Here is a 16,285-nt window from a genome sequence, read left to right on the forward strand (position 1 = left end):
GGTGTGTAATATAATCATATGAGTATTTACAGTGGGTCAGATAGATATATGCGGATCTTTTGCATTACTTATTATCTGGCAGAAACCTGTCTGATCTGGTTGAAAATCGTTGTAAATAAAAATAACAACAAAAAAGAAAACAGGAAGGGAAAGATTATGGATTTTATTGAACTGTTAAAGGTCATTTTCCTTGGGATTGTAGAGGGAATCACAGAATGGCTCCCGATCAGCAGTACCGGACATATGATCCTGGTGGATGAGTTTCTGAAATTGAATGTGACAGAGGATTTTAAGAATTTATTTTTTGTAGTGATCCAGCTTGGTGCGATCCTCGCAGTTGTAGTTCTCTACTGGAACAAATTGTGGCCGTTTTATATCAGACCAATTTCAAAGAAACAACAGACAGTGCTTAACAGGCATGGTGCAGTATCCAGAGGAATTCTTACTTTTGTGGAGAAGTTCTGTGATAAAGAGAAATGGGTACTCTGGTTTAAAATTATAGTAGCCTGTATACCGACGATTGTTATCGCACTTCCGTTTAATGATGTCATTGAAGAGAAATTTAATAACTATGTAGTAGTTGCCATTGCACTGATCGTATATGGTATCCTCTTCATTGTCATTGAGAATTATAACAAGAGAAGAAGACCAACCTGTACAAATCTGGAAAATCTGTCATTTAAGACTGCGCTCATCATCGGTCTGTTTCAGGTACTCTCCGTAGTTCCGGGTACATCCCGTTCAGGTTCCACCATTATCGGTGGTATCCTTGCAGGAACATCCCGTACAGTAGCAGCAGAATTTACCTTCTTCCTGGGAATTCCGGTTATGTTCGGTGCCAGTCTTCTGAAAATTCTGAAATTCGGTTTCTCTTTCACAGGAACAGAGGTGATGATCCTGATCGTGGGAATGGTAGTGGCATTTGTAGTTTCCATTATTGCGATCAAATTCCTGATGGGATACATAAAGAAACATGACTTTAAGGCATTCGGATGGTACAGAATCGCACTTGGTATTCTGGTGCTTGGATACTTTATCGGAAAAACACTTCTTGGTTGTAAATAATGTATAAGAAAAGCCCTGCTGTATAAGCGGCATGTACGTCATAAGCGTATATCCCGGACAGCAGGGCTTTTTATTATGTTACAGGTTTCTTATATGCAGATCATTTCGCCGGTATAAGAGGTATCATAACCTGTCAGATGATGAATCTCAGTTTTGAAATCTTCAGACTGTACAATTTCCACAAGAGCAGAGAACCCCGGCTTTCTCACAGATTCCGCAGGAATTGTCAGATACATCTGCATATCAGTCACAGGGACGAAATCAAGTCCCGGAAAGTAACGTGCGATCATTTCTTCTCCAAAAGCAACATTCGCTCTGTGCTCAAAAACAGCAGATGCAGATGACATATCAGAGACAGCTTCATTTCTGTATCCGCTGATTTTTTCAGAAGAGATTCCCCGTTCTTTCAACAGACGGTCCAGATAAACCCTGCGGGCACTTCCCTTTTCACGATTCATAAAAACAACTTTCGGATCCGTCAGGTCCTCCATAGAAGAAATTTTTTCAGGATTTCCGGCCTGTACATAGAAGCCGACAGAGTATTTATATAAAGAAAGAAGTACCAGCGGGATTCCGGGAACCAGGTGACGGATATCATCTATATCCAGACTGGTAGCAGCGATATGTGCCTTTTCGAAATACAGGGAATAAAGTCCGTTATAGTCATTCATATGAGACTGCAGGACAGGAAGTCCATCAGGATGAGCGGACATTTTGCCGAGAAGAAGCTCCAGGGCGGCAGAAGTCTGGCCGCCTAAAATGATACCACTGGAATGAAGCAGATAATCTCTCTTCAGCAGAGAGCTCTCAGGTTCAAAATTAACAGAAGTGTATGGAATATCCTGCCCGCTTCCGGAATTGCCGGAACTGCTTCTGTTAAGATACTGTGTCAACTGCTCTTCGCTGACCCTGAGTTGTTTTCCGATTTTGGAAGATTCCAGCTCACCGCGCTTGATAAGTTCATAGACCGTCGTCTTTTTGATCTTCAGACGGTCTGCGACCTCCTGAGCTGTGTAAAGTTTATTCATCAATACCTACCATGACATTAGTAGCCTTGATCACTGCATAAGCATCAGAACCTACTTTCAGGTTTAATTCTTCAACTGCTGCACAGGAGATGGTTGCTGTGATAATGTTTCCACCGCCGATATCAATAGAAACGATGGAGTTTACAGCTCCGTTATTGATACTTACTACTTTCCCTTTTAACTGATTGCGTGCACTTAATTTCATGATAATTACCTCACTGTTTATTATTTTTTTCTATAGATTTATCTGATACCCGATCAAAGGCCGGAAAGTTGTTTTTGCCGGTAAAAATAAGGCTTTCAATCTGCTATCATTTACATGATAACATATACAAATAAAATTGACAAGAATACAAAAGTTTTGTACAATAAACACAAAAGGAAACAAAACTCAATAAAACAAAACAAAACTGAATAAAAGGCGGTAAAAAACATGAGAAAGAAATTAATTGCAGCAATGATGGCAGGAGCACTGAGCGCAGGAATACTCAGCACAGGAGTTTTCGCAGCAGATACAGACTTAAAAGGTGAAGTCAACACATTCATCGCAGCAAGCTTAAGCAATGCAATGGAAGAAATCCAGAAAAATTTCAATGAGACATATCCTGATGTTGAAATCCTCTACAATGCAGACAGCTCAGGCACATTACAGACACAGATCGAAGAAGGCGCACGCTGCGATATCTTCTTCTCAGCAGCTGACAAGCAGATGGACGCTCTGGTAGACGAAGATCTGGTTAAGAAAGATACTGTAGAAGATATCCTTGAGAACAAAGTCGTTCTGATCAAACCTAAGGATGGAGAAACAAAAGTTACAGGATTCGAGAACATCACAGATGCAGCCAACATCGCACTTGCAGGGGACAGCGTTCCTGTTGGACAGTATTCCAGAGAAATTTTCGACAATCTTGGAATTACAGATGAAGTAAATAAGATGGAAATCAATGAAGGTAAAAATGTATCTGAAGTTCTTGCTGCAGTAAGTGAAGGAAGTAATGAGATCGGTATCGTTTATGCTACAGATGCAGCTTCCGTTGCAGATAAAGTAGACGTTATCGCAGAAGCTCCGGCAGATGCACTGAAGACATCTGTTCTCTATCCGGTAGGCCTTATCGAAGACAAAGAGGCATCTGAAGATGATACAGCAGCTGCAGAAGCATTCCTTGAGTACATCAAATCTGACGACGCTATGAAAGTATTCGAGAAATACGGATTCACAGCATACAAAGCAGATGATGCTTCCGAAACAGATGATAAAGATGCAGAAGCAACAGAAGAAGCAGATGACACAGAAACAAATGCTGAGACAGAGACAACGGAGGAAGCTAAATAAGAATGAGTGAATTTCTGGCAGAAATAAACTGGAGTCCTTTATGGATTTCACTGAAAACAGGTTTCGCGGCTACTGTGATCGCGTTCTTTTTGGGGATATTCTTTGCGAGACTGGTAATGAAGATGAAACCTGTTTCCAGAGGCATACTGGATGGTATCCTGACCATGCCTCTGGTACTTCCCCCGACAGTGGCCGGTTTCATTCTGCTTCTGCTGTTCAGTCTGAGACGTCCGTTCGGGGCATTTCTGCTGGATAATTTTGATATTAAGATCGTACAGACCTGGAAGGGCTGCGTGATCGCAGCATCTGTAATTGCGTTTCCACTGATGTATCGAAATGCACGCGCTGCATTTGAACAGGTGGATGTGAATCTGATCGCAGCAGGCAAGACACTTGGCATGAGTGACAGAAGAATCTTCTGGACAGTTGTCATGCCGACAGCAGGACCCGGAATCGCATCCGGTACAGTCCTTGCCTTTGCCAGAGCAATCGGAGAATACGGTGCTACATCCATGCTCGCAGGAAACATTCTTGGCAAGACCAGAACCGTTTCCGTTGCCATTGCTTCGGAGACTGCGGCAGGAAATTATGGCATGGCCGGTTTCTGGGTAGTTGTAATCTTGATCATTTCATTTGTGATCGTTGCGGCGATCAATATCGTTTCCGGTAAGGGAATGAAGAGGGGCAGGTGGATGTAATGGCAGTCAGTGTGGATATTGAGAAGAAACTTCATGGCTTCACTCTGAAAGTAAAGCTGGAGAGTGATGGTTCTCCAATGGGGATCCTTGGAGCATCCGGAAGCGGAAAAAGTATGACTCTGCGCTGTATTGCAGGAATCCAGACACCGGACTCAGGAAGAATTGTTGTAAATGATAAAGTTCTTTTTGATTCAGAAAAGAAAATCAATCTTAAACCGCAGGAGAGGAAGGTCGGCTATCTTTTTCAGAACTATGCACTTTTTCCTACCATGACTGTAGAGAAGAATATCGCATGCGGATACAGAGGGGATAAGAAACATTTTAAGGCAAAAGTGGCAGATTACATAGAGCGCTATCAGCTTAACGGGCTGGAGAAACGTTATCCGGGACAGCTTTCCGGAGGTCAGCAGCAGCGTGTCGCACTGGCACGAATGATGATCGGAGAACCGGAAGTCATCCTTCTGGATGAACCGTTCTCAGCACTGGATGGATATCTGAAAGATATCATGCAGCGTGATATGCAGAACTTTCTTAATGAGTACACAGGTGATATGATTCTGGTCACTCACAGCCGTGATGAGGCTTACAAGTTCTGCGGACATCTGACAATTCTGGACAGCGGTCAGGCACTTACTACAGGAGAAACCAAGAAACTCTTTGAACGACCCGGTATTCTGCAGGCAGCCAGACTGACAGGGTGTAAAAATTTCTCAACTGTACAGAAAATGGGAAAACACAGTATTTATGCAGTGGACTGGGATCTGATGCTGCAGACCGAAGATGTGGTGCCGGATGATGTTACGCATGTGGGAATCCGCGGTCACTGGATGAAAGGTGCATCTGAAGGCGGAGAGAACCACATGGAAGTGGAAGTTGTGGAATATATTGAAACGACCTTTGAACATCAGTATTTACTGAAGAACAAGAAAGGCGGAGACTGTCAGCCGGTCTGGTGGATGTGTCCCAAAGGAAATTTTGAGGAAGATCCGCATGCAAAAGTTCCGAAATATATTCATTTTCCGGAAGAGCATCTGATGCTGCTGAAAGAAGCAAAATAGAATATATAAGAAATAATAAAAAGCGTTGTATCTATGACAGAGATTCCTGCCGAAGATATAACGCTTTTTTAACCGGATCAAGTAAGTCCCCTGTGGAGCAGTTATTCGGTGTAGAATCGCGTAGCCACGTAGCTGTAAGAGTCTGCCGGTTTGATCACGCAGATGGATGTTATCAAATTGTCTGAGAAATCTATGACGGATGATTCTTAGAATATTTTATGTAGTCCACAACCATCATCGCCAGTTTAAATGTCAGTGCATCTTCAAACGCGCGGATATCCAGTCCGAATTTTCTCTGGAGTTTTTCGAAACGGTACACCAGAGTATTTCTGTGTACATAAAGCTGTCTGGAGGTCTCGGAGAGATTCAGGTTATTTTCAAAGAAGGTACGGATGGTGATCAGGGTTTCTTCGTCAATAGAATCCAGAGTTTCCTCTTTGAAGATCTCGTCGATAAACATTTCACATATGGAAACAGGAAGCTGGTAGATCAGTCTGCCGATTCCAAGCTGGTTATATCCGAATACATTTTTATCTGCGTAGAAAATCTTGCCTACTTCAAGGGCTGTATGTGCTTCCTTGTATGCGTCTGGAAGCCTGGAAATATCCTCTGCCAGATTACTGTAGGCAACCCATGCGGAAGTCATTGCTTCTGTATTTAACATATCTACAAGCATATATGCAATTGATTCCAGATCCTCATAAGTTTCTGTAGACTGTAATTCTCTGATGATGATAATCCCTGTATCATCAATAGCTGTGATGAAATCTCTGGTACGGGCAGAGAAAATATTCCGGATCGTAGCGAGAGCGTTCTCATCCTTGGTCTGTTTGGTTTCCACAAGAAATACGGCACGCTGAACAGAAGTTGCAATGTGCAGTTTCTTGGCGCGGTTAAAGACATCTACATCGGAATAACTACCAAGGAGAAGATTCTGCATAAAGGTATTCTTGTCGCTTTTCTCTGCATAGGCAGCCAGGAGACTCTGTACCTGGCATACGGCCAGCTCTCCGATGGTAGCAGTACTTTCTGCTTTTCCCCATACGATCAGAATATAGGAGATGGAATGGTTCTCCATGATCTTATACAGGCAGCAGCTTGTATTGGAAACACACAGGGCACTGCTTTGGCGAAATTCTTCCAGTTTTGATTCTGCAGGAAGTTTTTTATCGCAGGTAGAGAGAAAGATATGGTTATCAGAATCCAGCAGACAGAAATCAATCTGGCTGATATTCTTCCAGTCTGTCAGGCATTTCTGTAAAATCTGTTGTATTTTCATAAGGTCAATCCTTTCTTTTGGGGTATGAGTCAGCTTATAGCAATCCTTGCAAATTGTCTGATCGAAGTAATCAGGCAGCCAATTCTATATTATAACATAAAAACCCGGGGAAAACTCCCCGGGTTTATTAAAGATTCCTGAAAATTAGTTGCAGATTGTAAGTTCTGTTTCTTTATCAAAGAAATGAGATTTTTCCATATCGAATGCGAATTTGATCGGATCACCAGTCTTAGCTGTTGTACGAGGATCAACTCGTGCTGTAACCTGAGTTCCGTCAACATCAAAGTATAAGAATACTTCAGCACCCAGAAGCTCGTAAACCTTAACTACAGAGCTCATTGGAGCACTTGGAGAAGCTTCGATAAACATCTGAGAATCATGAATATCTTCTGGACGGATACCAAGAACAACTGTCTTGCCTACATAACCGTTATCTTTAAGAATTTTAGCTTTTCCAGTAGGAACAAGCAACTCATGCTCGCCAACTTTAGCAATGATATTTCCGCCTTTTTCAGAGATTGCTGCGTCAAGGAAGTTCATCTGCGGTGATCCCATGAATCCTGCAACGAATAAGTTGCCTGGTTTCTGATACAGGTTCTGAGGTGTATCTACCTGCTGAACAACACCGTCTTTCATAACAACGATTCTGGTACCAAGAGTCATAGCCTCTGTCTGGTCATGTGTTACATAGATGATTGTAGCACCCAGTCTCTGGTGGATCTTGGAAATTTCGATACGCATCTGTACACGAAGTTTAGCATCCAGGTTGGAAAGAGGCTCATCCATAAGGAATACCTTAGGATTACGTACGATAGCACGTCCCATAGCAACACGCTGTCTCTGACCACCGGAAAGAGCCTTCGGTTTACGATCAAGAAGTTTTTCAAGGTCAAGGATTCTTGCAGCTTCACGAACTGCTTTGTCGATCTGGTCTTTCGGAACTTTACGAAGTTTAAGTCCGAATGCCATGTTATCATATACTGTCATATGAGGATACAGAGCATAGTTCTGGAATACCATTGCGATATCACGGTCTTTAGGCTCTACATCGTTCATAACTTTGTCACCGATCTTTAATGTACCGCCGGAAATTTCTTCCAGACCAGCAATCATACGAAGTGTAGTAGATTTACCACATCCTGAAGGTCCTACGAAAATGATGAATTCTTTATCTTCGATCTCCAGATTGAAATCTTTAACTGCCTGGAAACCATTTGGGTAAGTTTTGTTAATGTGCTGTAATGATAAGCTTGCCATAATTATTCTTCCTCCAAAATTATCTTATATTATTTTTGCTGATTGATTACTCGCTTTTTTCATCTGTAGACAGTATAACGAAAAGGAGGGGGGATGGCTAGGGAAGAATCGTACAAAGATTTGTTGGGTTTCTTGTCAATCTGACGAAAAGCTGAAATGGACATCTGGGGATTCCGTCAAACTGTCAAAAGACATGAGAAAAACGCAGGACAAAATGACGAAATTCTGTCTGCGTTTCTCAAAATTGGAGTTAAAATATGAAGGATCTGGTGAGAGAATACGAATATTGTGCTAAAGTTACAGGGTACCCAGAGAAAGCAAATCCTCAGGAAGCATTTTTTGCAAATTCTGTGTTGACCAGTTCTGCATACGATGTACGTTCTTTCAGTTCACCTGCGTCTTCCAGGATATTCTGCAGAAGCTCAAATCCTTCCTGTCCAAACACCAGATTTTCTTTCCAGGTGTCCTGATCGTAATAGCGTTTTACAATGGCTGTGATGGTATCCAGATCTGTTTCCGGGAACTGAGGCTCGATGATTTCTGCGATTTCCTCAGGAGTGTGGTTCTGGACAAAATCCATACCTTTTTGCAGAGCATTGGTAAATTTCTGCATGATATCAGGATTCTTTTTCATATAGCTGGTTTTGGCGCTATAGGAGGTGTATGGCACATAGCCGGAGTCAACACCCAGGGATGCCACAACATATCCGGCACCCTGCTTTTCAAGAGCAGTAGCAGAGGGTTCAAACTCCACAGTAAAGTCTGCTGAATTATTTCCTGTAAAAGCAGCCGCAGTGGAGCCAAAGTCAATACTCTGGTCAATAGACAGATCTTTCTGAGGGTCAAGTCCATTCTGCTTCAGAATATACTCAAATACCATTTCCGGCATGCCACCCTTGCGGCCTCCAAGAACTTTTTTGTTTTTCAGATTTTCCCATTTAAAATCCGGCATTTCTTCTCTTGCCACAAGGAAATTTCCGGCCCGCTGGGTAAGCTGTGCAAAGTTTACAACAGGATCGGTAGCTCCTTCCTGATAGGCATAAATAGATGCTTCTGCGCCCATAAATCCGATATCTGCCTCACCGGATATGACTGCGGTCATAGTTTTATCGGCTCCAAAGCCAGTTACAAGGGTCAGATCAAGCCCCTCATCTTTAAAATACCCTTTTTCAATTGCTACATACTGCGGAGCATAGAAAATAGAATGTGCCACTTCATTTAAGGTAACCTTTGTAAGCGTCTTATCATCCGGACTGTCCTTTTTCTTTGCAAATACTGTTACCGGTAGAGCAGTCACAGCGAGTATAACCGCAGTTGCCAGCGCGATCCATTTTTTATTTTTCATACAGATACTCCTTTACAAACTTCTGCTGTTAAGATATGCAGGAGGCAGAGGAACCGTTCATATATATCAGTCAAATAGATGTTTTACATTTTTATATAAAAAACATCAAACTTTGTTGACAAGCCCCAAGACATTTGATAAACTTTGTCAAGTAATTTAATATTCCATGAGGGAGTAGTTAGCGCGAAAGTGTGGTTTGTCAACATTCTGATTATATTAGAGAGTATAATCTGGCAAATCTTAAATAATGAGACTCATGTATATCGATTAACAGCTTATGTATGATGCACTGGCTGGTAATTGATATACATGAGTCTTTTTTATACCACAGAAAATTACTCTGTAATGTTTCTATAGTATAAAAGCTTCCGGGCAGAATAGCAGGATTCTTTTACGGTTGTTGGGTATACTCGTAATGGCGGATATTTCGGCTGACAATACTGTTATGGAGAATAAAAGGAGAAAACATATGGAAAAATTCATTAACAACGCCCCATTTGCCCTTGTGCTTGTATTTCTTGTAATAGGTTTTGTGCTGCTTATTAAAGGTGCAGACTTTTTCGTAGAGGGAAGTTCAAGTGTAGCAAAGAGACTGCATGTTCCGTCTATCATTATCGGACTTACCATTGTTGCAATGGGAACATCGCTTCCGGAGACTGCAGTCAGTGTATCAGCTTCACTTACTGGCAATAATGAGCTTGCAGTAAGTAATGTAGTCGGCTCCAATATATTCAACCTGATGGTTGTTATTGGTGTGTGTGCAATGATCGCCACAGTAAATGTTGCAAAAGAAACAATAAAGAGAGATATTCCATTTTCTCTTATCTGTGCAGGACTTTTATTGTTTTTGGGAATTGCAGGATTTGGCGATAAAGCAGGCATGATACTTGGACATCTTGACGGTGTAATATTCCTTGGCGCCTTTGCAGGCTATATTTCTTACATGATCAAGGTTGCATTAAAGGCAAGTAAGGAAGGCAGGAAGGTTGAGATTGAAGGCGCTTCAGAGGAGGAAATCAGGCTGATTTCCGTGCCGCTCAGTATTCTGTTTATTATTGGCGGTGCGGCTGCAATCGCAGTTGGCGGAGATATTACTGTAGATGCGGCATCAAGGATAGCAAGTGACCTTGGAATGAGCCAGACACTTATCGGACTTACGATTGTTTCAATAGGAACATCACTTCCGGAGCTTGTGACTTCAATAGTTGCAGCCAGAAAGAACGAAGTTGATATGGCGCTTGGCAATGCAATCGGTTCCAATGTATTTAATATACTTATGGTACTTGGCATTGCATCAGCAATTAGTCCGGTCAGCCTGATCACTGAGAATATTATTGATCTGTGTGTACTTATTGTATTTACAGTCTGTGTATGGATATTTGCAGGAACCAAAAAGAAAATTGGAAAAATCGAAGGATTTGCTATGGTTGCACTTTATGCGATATATGCGGTTTACATTGTAATAAGATAAAGGAGATATCAGAAAATGATATTGTTTTTTAAGATATTTTTTACTGAATTTATAGCAGAGATGGGAGATAAAACCCAGCTTATGCTTATTGCTCTTACTTCTAAACACAAGTTAAAAGATATTATACTGGGAACTGCAGCAGCAATCCTTGTACTTAATGGACTGGCCGTTCTTGCAGGTGGGCTGGTCAGTGAATTTATTCCTGACTGGCTTATTAAAACAGCAGCAGCACTTGCATTTCTCTATTTTGCCGCATCAACAATTGCCGGAGATGAGGATGATGAAGAGGAAGAGGGTGGCAAATCAAAGATTAAGTTTGCCCCTCTTGCAGTTTTCTGTACATTTTTCCTGGCAGAGCTTGGAGACAAGACACAGCTGACTGCTATTACATTTGGTGCAAATGAAGGTATGGGGGCAGCCTTTGTTGTATGGATCGCATGTTCGCTGGGACTTTTTGCAGCGGACATTCTTGGAATGTTAGTCGGTTATCTTTTAAAGAGCAAAACTCCGGATGGACTGCTTAATACAATTGCATTTATCATATTCTCTGTTTTCGGTGTATATACACTTTACCAGGCACTTAAGCTTATCAGTGCAGGTGTCTGTCCAATCCCGGTATGGCCGGTGCTTATGGTTGTGACTATTGTTTTTGTTGCTTTATGTGGCTGCTTTTTTGTGAAAAAAAGAAAAAAATCAAATAAATTTGTCATGCATAGAAATATGTGTTAAAATAACCACCGAAACTGGTTCGAAACCCTCCCAGTATAAAAAACTAGGCAAAGTAAAAAATATTGAGATCGTTTATGAGTTATCATAAGCGGTCTGTTTGCTGATGCTTTTGTTTATTGAGGGATAAACAAAAGTATTTTTTATGTTATAGGAAATTACTCTGTAATGTTCCTATAACATAAAAAAGCCCTCCGGGCAGGATCGCACTGCGACGGAGAGGAATTATGTCGCTGAAGCGACCCGCCGCAGGCGGAGAATCCAGCAAGCAGGATTCTTTCTTACTTTGACAGAAAGGAATTAAATGAAAAAAAGAAAAGTAATTATTGATTGTGATCCGGGGATTGATGACAGTCTTGCGATTATGCTTGCACTGAAATCACCGGAGATCGAAGTGATCGGAATCACCATTGTGTGTGGAAATTCACCGGTGGAGATGGGATTTGGAAATGCAAAGAAAATCCTGAAGCAGATGAATCGTCTGGATGTTCCCGTATACATTGGGGAAAGCACTCCCTTAAGGCGGGATTATGTGAATGCTCTGGACACTCACGGAGAAGATGGACTTGGCGAAAGCTTTCTGCAGGAAGTAATCGGTTATCAGCAGCAGATCAGTGCTGTGGATTTTCTTGCTGATGTATTGAAAAAAGAGAAAGTATCCATAATCGAACTGGCACCTATGACCAATCTTGCCAGACTGATCCAGAAGGATAAAGAAGCATTTTCCTGTATTGAGGAGATTGTTTCCATGGGCGGCAGCTTTAAAAGTCATGGAAACTGTTCACCTGTTGCAGAATACAATTATTGGTGTGACCCGGACGGCGCTTCCCTGGTATATGAGACACTCCATCAGAATGGCCAGAAAATCCATATGGTTGGGCTGGATGTGACGAGAAAGATTGTGCTCACGCCTGATCTGCTGGAGTATATGTGCCGTCTGAACAAGGAAACAGGGGAATTTGTAAAGAAGATTACGAAATTTTATTTTGATTTCCACTGGGAATGGGAGCATATCATTGGCTGCGTGATCAATGATCCTCTGGCAGTGGCATATTTTATCAATCCGGAACTCTGTAAAGGCTTTGATTCCTATGTACAGATTGAAACAGAGGGGATTTCTCTTGGACAGTCTGTTGTGGATTCTATGAATTTCTACCGGAAAACTTCAAATACAAGGGTGCTGACTGAGGTAGATGTGTATGGATTCTTTCAGATGTTTCTTTCAAGGATCCTTGATCAGAAACCGGAAGAACTGGATATTTTACAAGATTTAATACGAGGAGATTTAAAATGAAAACTGAAAAAATAAGTGTACAGAAGATCTGTATGATCGCTTTTGCTATCTGCATTAATTTTGTGGGAGGACAGATTGCTTTATTTCTGAAACTTCCTATTTATCTGGACAGTATTGGAACTGTATTTGTGGCTGCTGTTCTGGGACCCTTTTATGGAATGCTTCCTAATCTGCTCAGCGGCCTGCTGATGGGAATGACTGTAGATATTTATTCTTTGTATTATGCTCCGGTAGGAATTCTTCTTGGTTTTGTGACAGGTCTTGTGTACAGAAAATTCCAGCCGAAAAAGTGGCAGATATTTCCGGCTGCTCTTGTGATCACACTTCCATCTACTATAATCAGTTCCTGTATTACGGCGTTTTTATTTGGAGGAATCACTTCTTCCGGATCCACCGTTCTTGTGCAGCTTCTGGCAAAAACACCTCTTGGAATGGTAGGAAGCTGTTTTGTAGTTCAGTTTATCACAGATTACATTGACAGGGTTCTGTGTATTGCAGTAGCAGCAGTTCTTATTACAGCGCTGCGTAAAAGTATGAAGGAGAATTTTGCCTGATGAAAGTTCTGATCACAGGCACAGCATCCGGGATCGGGAAAGGCTGTGCAGAATTTTTCCTGAAAGAAAATCATGAAGTCTATGGATTTGATAAAAATATATCCTCGATCCAACATCCGAAATATACTCATTTCTGTCTGGATATCAGAGACAAAAGCTCTTATCCGGAAATCGGACAGGTAGATATTCTGATCAATAATGCAGGGGTTCAGAATGGCGATGATATTGATGTAAATCTGAAAGGGACGATTTCTGTTACAGAACATTACGGCATTCATCCTAATATTTATTCTGTTATTATGATCGGATCAGCAAGCGGGCATACAGGTTCTGAATTTCCGGAGTATGCAGCAAGTAAAGGAGGAGTCCTTGCCTATACGAAAAATGTGGCCATGAGGATAGCACCTTATCAGGCCACATGCAACAGTCTGGATTTCGGTGGGGTTATGACTGAACTGAACCGGCCGGTGATGGAGGATGAAAAGCTCTGGAATCAGATCATGGAACTTACACCTCTGAAACGATGGATGTCTGTGGAAGAGGCAGCAGAGTGGATTTACTTTATGGCGGTAAAAAACCGCTTCTGTACAGGCCAGAACATTCTCATTGACGGTCTGGAGGCCGGAAACTGCAATTTTATCTGGCCATAGAGTGGGTCTGAAATATCGTGTTTTGAAAAATCATTCTTGCAATCTGCTGTTATTTTGTGCCCGAATATGATAAAATGAAAAAATAGTGATAAAGATATTTCAAAGATAGAGAAAGTATTTAACTGGAGGCGCAAAAATATGGATATCAAAGAACAGATTCATGGATTAACAGAGGAGATGCTTACCAATCTGGGAAGGCTGGTTGCCATTGATTCTCAGCTTGGCACTCCCGCAGAGGGGAAACCTTTTGGAGAAGGACCTGCCAAAGCATTAGAGGAAGGTCTTAAGATTGCACAGGAGCTTGGATTTAAGACAGTCAATCTGGACAATTACTGTGGTTACGCAGAGATGGGTGAGGGTGATGAGATTGTTGGTATTGCCGGACATCTGGATATTGTACCTGTAGGCGGCGACTGGAGCTATGATCCGTTTAAACTGACACGTGAGGGTGATTATGTTTACGGTCGTGGAACAACAGATGACAAGGGACCTGTTCTGGAAGCTCTTTATGCAATGAAGCTTCTCCGCGATTCAGGTGTGAAGCTGAACAAGAGAGTACGTCTCATTATGGGATGTAATGAGGAAACAGGTTCCAAATGTATGGAACATTATAATGAAGTGGCAGAAGAATTATCCTGCGGCTTTACCCCAGATGCCAGTTTTCCGTGTATTCATGGCGAAAAGGGACTTTTGCAGATGATGGCCTATTCCAAGAACACGAAAATCATCTCTGCAGATGGAGGGTTTGTCTTTAACGCAGTATGCGATTCCTCCACAATAGTTGTTCCTGCCGAAGAGGGACTGAAGGAGAGACTGGAAGTTGTACTTGCAGAGACAAAGCTTCAGGAATATAAGGTAACAGAGGAAAAAGGACAGATCAGTATTTATGCAAAGGGAGTTCCGGCACATGCCAGCACTCCGACTCTCGGCGTCAATGCAATAGGTGTTACTTTTGAATGTCTCGAGAAAGCAGGATTTAAGGATGATTTTGTGGAATTCTATAATACACATATCGGCACATCCTGCGATGGTAAGGGCATTGGGCTGAAATTTGCAGATGAGTATGGCGAACTTACTCTTTGTAACGGTATGATCAAAACAGAGAATGATGTGATCTCCTGTACAATTGATATCAGAGTACCTGTAACACTGAAATCCGATGAAGTCCGCAGGATGTGTGAGGGCAGACTTGAGGATGAGAATGGACGTATAGAGATTCTGGGAATTGGTGATGCCTTATTCTTCCCAAGAGAATCCCCACTTGTAAATGCTTTATACAAAGCTTACACAGATGTAACAGGTGATACAGAGAACAAGCCAATGGTGATCGGCGGTGGAACTTATGCAAAATCTCTTAAGAATATCATTGCATTTGGACCTGAGAAACCTGGAATCGATTATCGTATCCATAGTGCAGATGAATTTATCCTCGTATCCGGCATGGAAGAGGCAGTTCTGGTTTATATGGAAGCAATTAAGAATCTTCTGGCAATCTGATGAAAAATGATAGAGCAGTTATTAAATGGAGAGCAGAACATGAAGGCAGCAGTATTTTTCCCTGGTATCGGGTATCATTGTGACAAGCCGCTTTTATATTATTCACGAAAGCTGGCGCAGGAATGTGGCTATGAAGAAACAATTGCATTAAGCTATACTTATGATGGCGGAAATATCCGGGGAAATGAAGAAAAAATGCAGCAGGCATTCGAAAGCCTTTATGAACAGGCAGAGAAAAGTCTTTCTGCCATTGACTTTGACAAATATGATGAAATATTATTTGTCGCAAAAAGCGTAGGTACGATCATAGCATCTGCGTATGCAGAGAAACACAGCATCAGATGTCGGCAGATACTATACACACCATTGAAATACACATATAATTTTGTTCATAGAGATGCCATTGCCTTTATCGGAACTTCAGATCCATGGAGTATTGTTCCTGAAGTACAGGCTCTTTCACAAAAACAGCAGGTGCCAATGTATACTTATGAAAATGCAAACCATTCACTGGAAACAACAGATACACTGGAAAACATGAAAATTCTCCAGGATGTTATGGAGAAAACCAAAGGATTTTTGGAGCAGAAATGAGAAAAAGCATATAATCATATTGAGCAGATATGGGTGGAGAAGTGTCAAGAAACTATTTCTTGACACTTCTTTTGGCTCCATGTGATAATCAATGATGCAAATTATTTTGCTGTGAGTCGGAGACTGCCCAATCAGTCAATGATACTATACTGCATCATTTCATAATGTAATCTGCATCCTTCTGTGATGTCAAAGGGCAGAAGTGCCCGTGCTACGAGCTTTAATTCCTCTTCAGGCAGATCTGTTCTGCGAAGATGTGCATAGTCACCGTCAATAGATTCTACGATATAATCACAAACTAACATAAAAATCCTCCACTTTATATTTTGCGTAACGCAATGATCATACCTATAGAATACCACAGAGAAAATAAGTATCACAAGTCTCTTAGAGCATTTTTCAAACACGCTCCAGGATCATATGGACATAAAAAGAG

The 16,285-nt window shown here is 41.6% G+C and carries 17 protein-coding genes and 1 riboswitch; of the genes, 11 read left to right on the forward strand and 6 right to left on the reverse strand.

The genetic code is table 11. From position 1 onward, the window contains the following. The first annotated feature begins 156 nt into the window (after window positions 1-156). Entirely contained in the window at window positions 157-1,065 is a 909-nt protein-coding gene (locus tag G4417_RS04480; RefSeq protein WP_173682767.1) for an undecaprenyl-diphosphate phosphatase, read from the forward strand. A gap of 89 nt (window positions 1,066-1,154) precedes the next feature. On the opposite strand, the gene G4417_RS04485 is transcribed toward G4417_RS04480, so the two are convergent. Beyond that, window positions 1,155-2,093 carry a substrate-binding domain-containing protein gene (locus G4417_RS04485; protein ID WP_173682768.1) on the reverse strand — a complete coding sequence of 313 codons (939 nt, stop codon included), beginning with the start codon at window positions 2,091-2,093 and terminating at the stop codon, window positions 1,155-1,157. Next, window positions 2,086-2,298, reverse strand: coding sequence for a TOBE domain-containing protein (locus G4417_RS04490; RefSeq protein ID WP_008706085.1), 213 nt, complete (start codon window positions 2,296-2,298; stop codon window positions 2,086-2,088). The genes G4417_RS04485 and G4417_RS04490 overlap by 8 nt, the downstream gene beginning before the upstream one ends. 228 nt (window positions 2,299-2,526) lie before the next feature. Here G4417_RS04490 and modA point away from each other — a divergent pair, with 228 nt between their 5' ends. The 3 genes from modA to G4417_RS04505 are packed head-to-tail and all read left to right on the forward strand — an operon-like array spanning window position 2,527 to window position 5,182. Continuing rightward, window positions 2,527-3,426 (forward strand): molybdate ABC transporter substrate-binding protein, encoded by a 900-nt coding sequence (gene modA / locus G4417_RS04495; protein ID WP_173682769.1) that lies wholly within the window; start codon window positions 2,527-2,529, stop codon window positions 3,424-3,426. A 2-nt stretch (window positions 3,427-3,428) separates the two neighbouring features. Next, complete coding sequence (gene modB / locus G4417_RS04500; RefSeq protein WP_173682770.1) at window positions 3,429-4,124, forward strand: molybdate ABC transporter permease subunit; 696 nt, start codon at window positions 3,429-3,431, stop codon at window positions 4,122-4,124. Then, the gene (locus G4417_RS04505) at window positions 4,124-5,182 is read left to right on the forward strand and encodes a sulfate/molybdate ABC transporter ATP-binding protein (protein ID WP_173682798.1); all 1,059 of its coding nucleotides are present in this window, start codon (window positions 4,124-4,126) and stop codon (window positions 5,180-5,182) included. Before modB ends, G4417_RS04505 begins: the two co-directional genes overlap by 1 nt. Before the next feature lie 190 nt (window positions 5,183-5,372). On the opposite strand, the gene G4417_RS04510 is transcribed toward G4417_RS04505, so the two are convergent. The 3 genes from G4417_RS04510 to G4417_RS04520 form a co-directional block, all read right to left on the reverse strand. Continuing rightward, window positions 5,373-6,461 (reverse strand): PucR family transcriptional regulator, encoded by a 1,089-nt coding sequence (locus G4417_RS04510; protein ID WP_173682771.1) that lies wholly within the window; start codon window positions 6,459-6,461, stop codon window positions 5,373-5,375. Between the two features lie 144 nt (window positions 6,462-6,605). After that, complete coding sequence (locus tag G4417_RS04515; RefSeq protein ID WP_173682772.1) at window positions 6,606-7,718, reverse strand: ABC transporter ATP-binding protein; 1,113 nt, start codon at window positions 7,716-7,718, stop codon at window positions 6,606-6,608. A gap of 325 nt (window positions 7,719-8,043) precedes the next feature. Further along, window positions 8,044-9,063, reverse strand: coding sequence for an ABC transporter substrate-binding protein (locus G4417_RS04520; protein ID WP_173682773.1), 1,020 nt, complete (start codon window positions 9,061-9,063; stop codon window positions 8,044-8,046). A gap of 469 nt (window positions 9,064-9,532) precedes the next feature. Here G4417_RS04520 and G4417_RS04525 point away from each other — a divergent pair, with 469 nt between their 5' ends. From G4417_RS04525 to G4417_RS04555, 7 genes are all read left to right on the forward strand, one after another. Beyond that, entirely contained in the window at window positions 9,533-10,534 is a 1,002-nt protein-coding gene (locus G4417_RS04525; RefSeq protein ID WP_026076889.1) for a calcium/sodium antiporter, read from the forward strand. 15 nt (window positions 10,535-10,549) lie between these two features. After that, window positions 10,550-11,263: a TMEM165/GDT1 family protein gene (locus G4417_RS04530; RefSeq protein ID WP_173682774.1), complete on the forward strand. Its 714-nt coding sequence runs from the start codon at window positions 10,550-10,552 to the stop codon at window positions 11,261-11,263. A gap of 8 nt (window positions 11,264-11,271) precedes the next feature. After that, a riboswitch (PreQ1 riboswitch) is annotated at window positions 11,272-11,316 on the forward strand. 248 nt (window positions 11,317-11,564) lie between these two features. Beyond that, window positions 11,565-12,554, forward strand: coding sequence for a nucleoside hydrolase (locus G4417_RS04535; protein WP_173682775.1), 990 nt, complete (start codon window positions 11,565-11,567; stop codon window positions 12,552-12,554). Beyond that, complete coding sequence (locus G4417_RS04540; RefSeq protein WP_008706068.1) at window positions 12,551-13,108, forward strand: ECF transporter S component; 558 nt, start codon at window positions 12,551-12,553, stop codon at window positions 13,106-13,108. Before G4417_RS04535 ends, G4417_RS04540 begins: the two co-directional genes overlap by 4 nt. Then, window positions 13,108-13,758: an SDR family NAD(P)-dependent oxidoreductase gene (locus tag G4417_RS04545; RefSeq protein WP_173682776.1), complete on the forward strand. Its 651-nt coding sequence runs from the start codon at window positions 13,108-13,110 to the stop codon at window positions 13,756-13,758. Before G4417_RS04540 ends, G4417_RS04545 begins: the two co-directional genes overlap by 1 nt. 138 nt (window positions 13,759-13,896) lie before the next feature. Then, entirely contained in the window at window positions 13,897-15,255 is a 1,359-nt protein-coding gene (locus tag G4417_RS04550; RefSeq protein WP_173682777.1) for a M20 family metallopeptidase, read from the forward strand. Between the two features lie 6 nt (window positions 15,256-15,261). Continuing rightward, a complete protein-coding gene (locus G4417_RS04555; RefSeq protein ID WP_243872073.1) occupies window positions 15,262-15,849 on the forward strand; it encodes an alpha/beta hydrolase in 588 nt (195 codons plus the stop codon). Between the two features lie 131 nt (window positions 15,850-15,980). Here the strand turns inward: G4417_RS04555 and G4417_RS04560 are convergent, their stop codons facing one another. After that, entirely contained in the window at window positions 15,981-16,154 is a 174-nt protein-coding gene (locus tag G4417_RS04560) for a hypothetical protein (protein ID WP_008706056.1), read from the reverse strand. Window positions 16,155-16,285: the final 131 nt, after the last annotated feature.

The sequence above is a fragment of the Blautia wexlerae genome (assembly GCF_013300825.1).
Taxonomy (GTDB): domain Bacteria; phylum Bacillota; class Clostridia; order Lachnospirales; family Lachnospiraceae; genus Blautia_A; species Blautia_A wexlerae_B.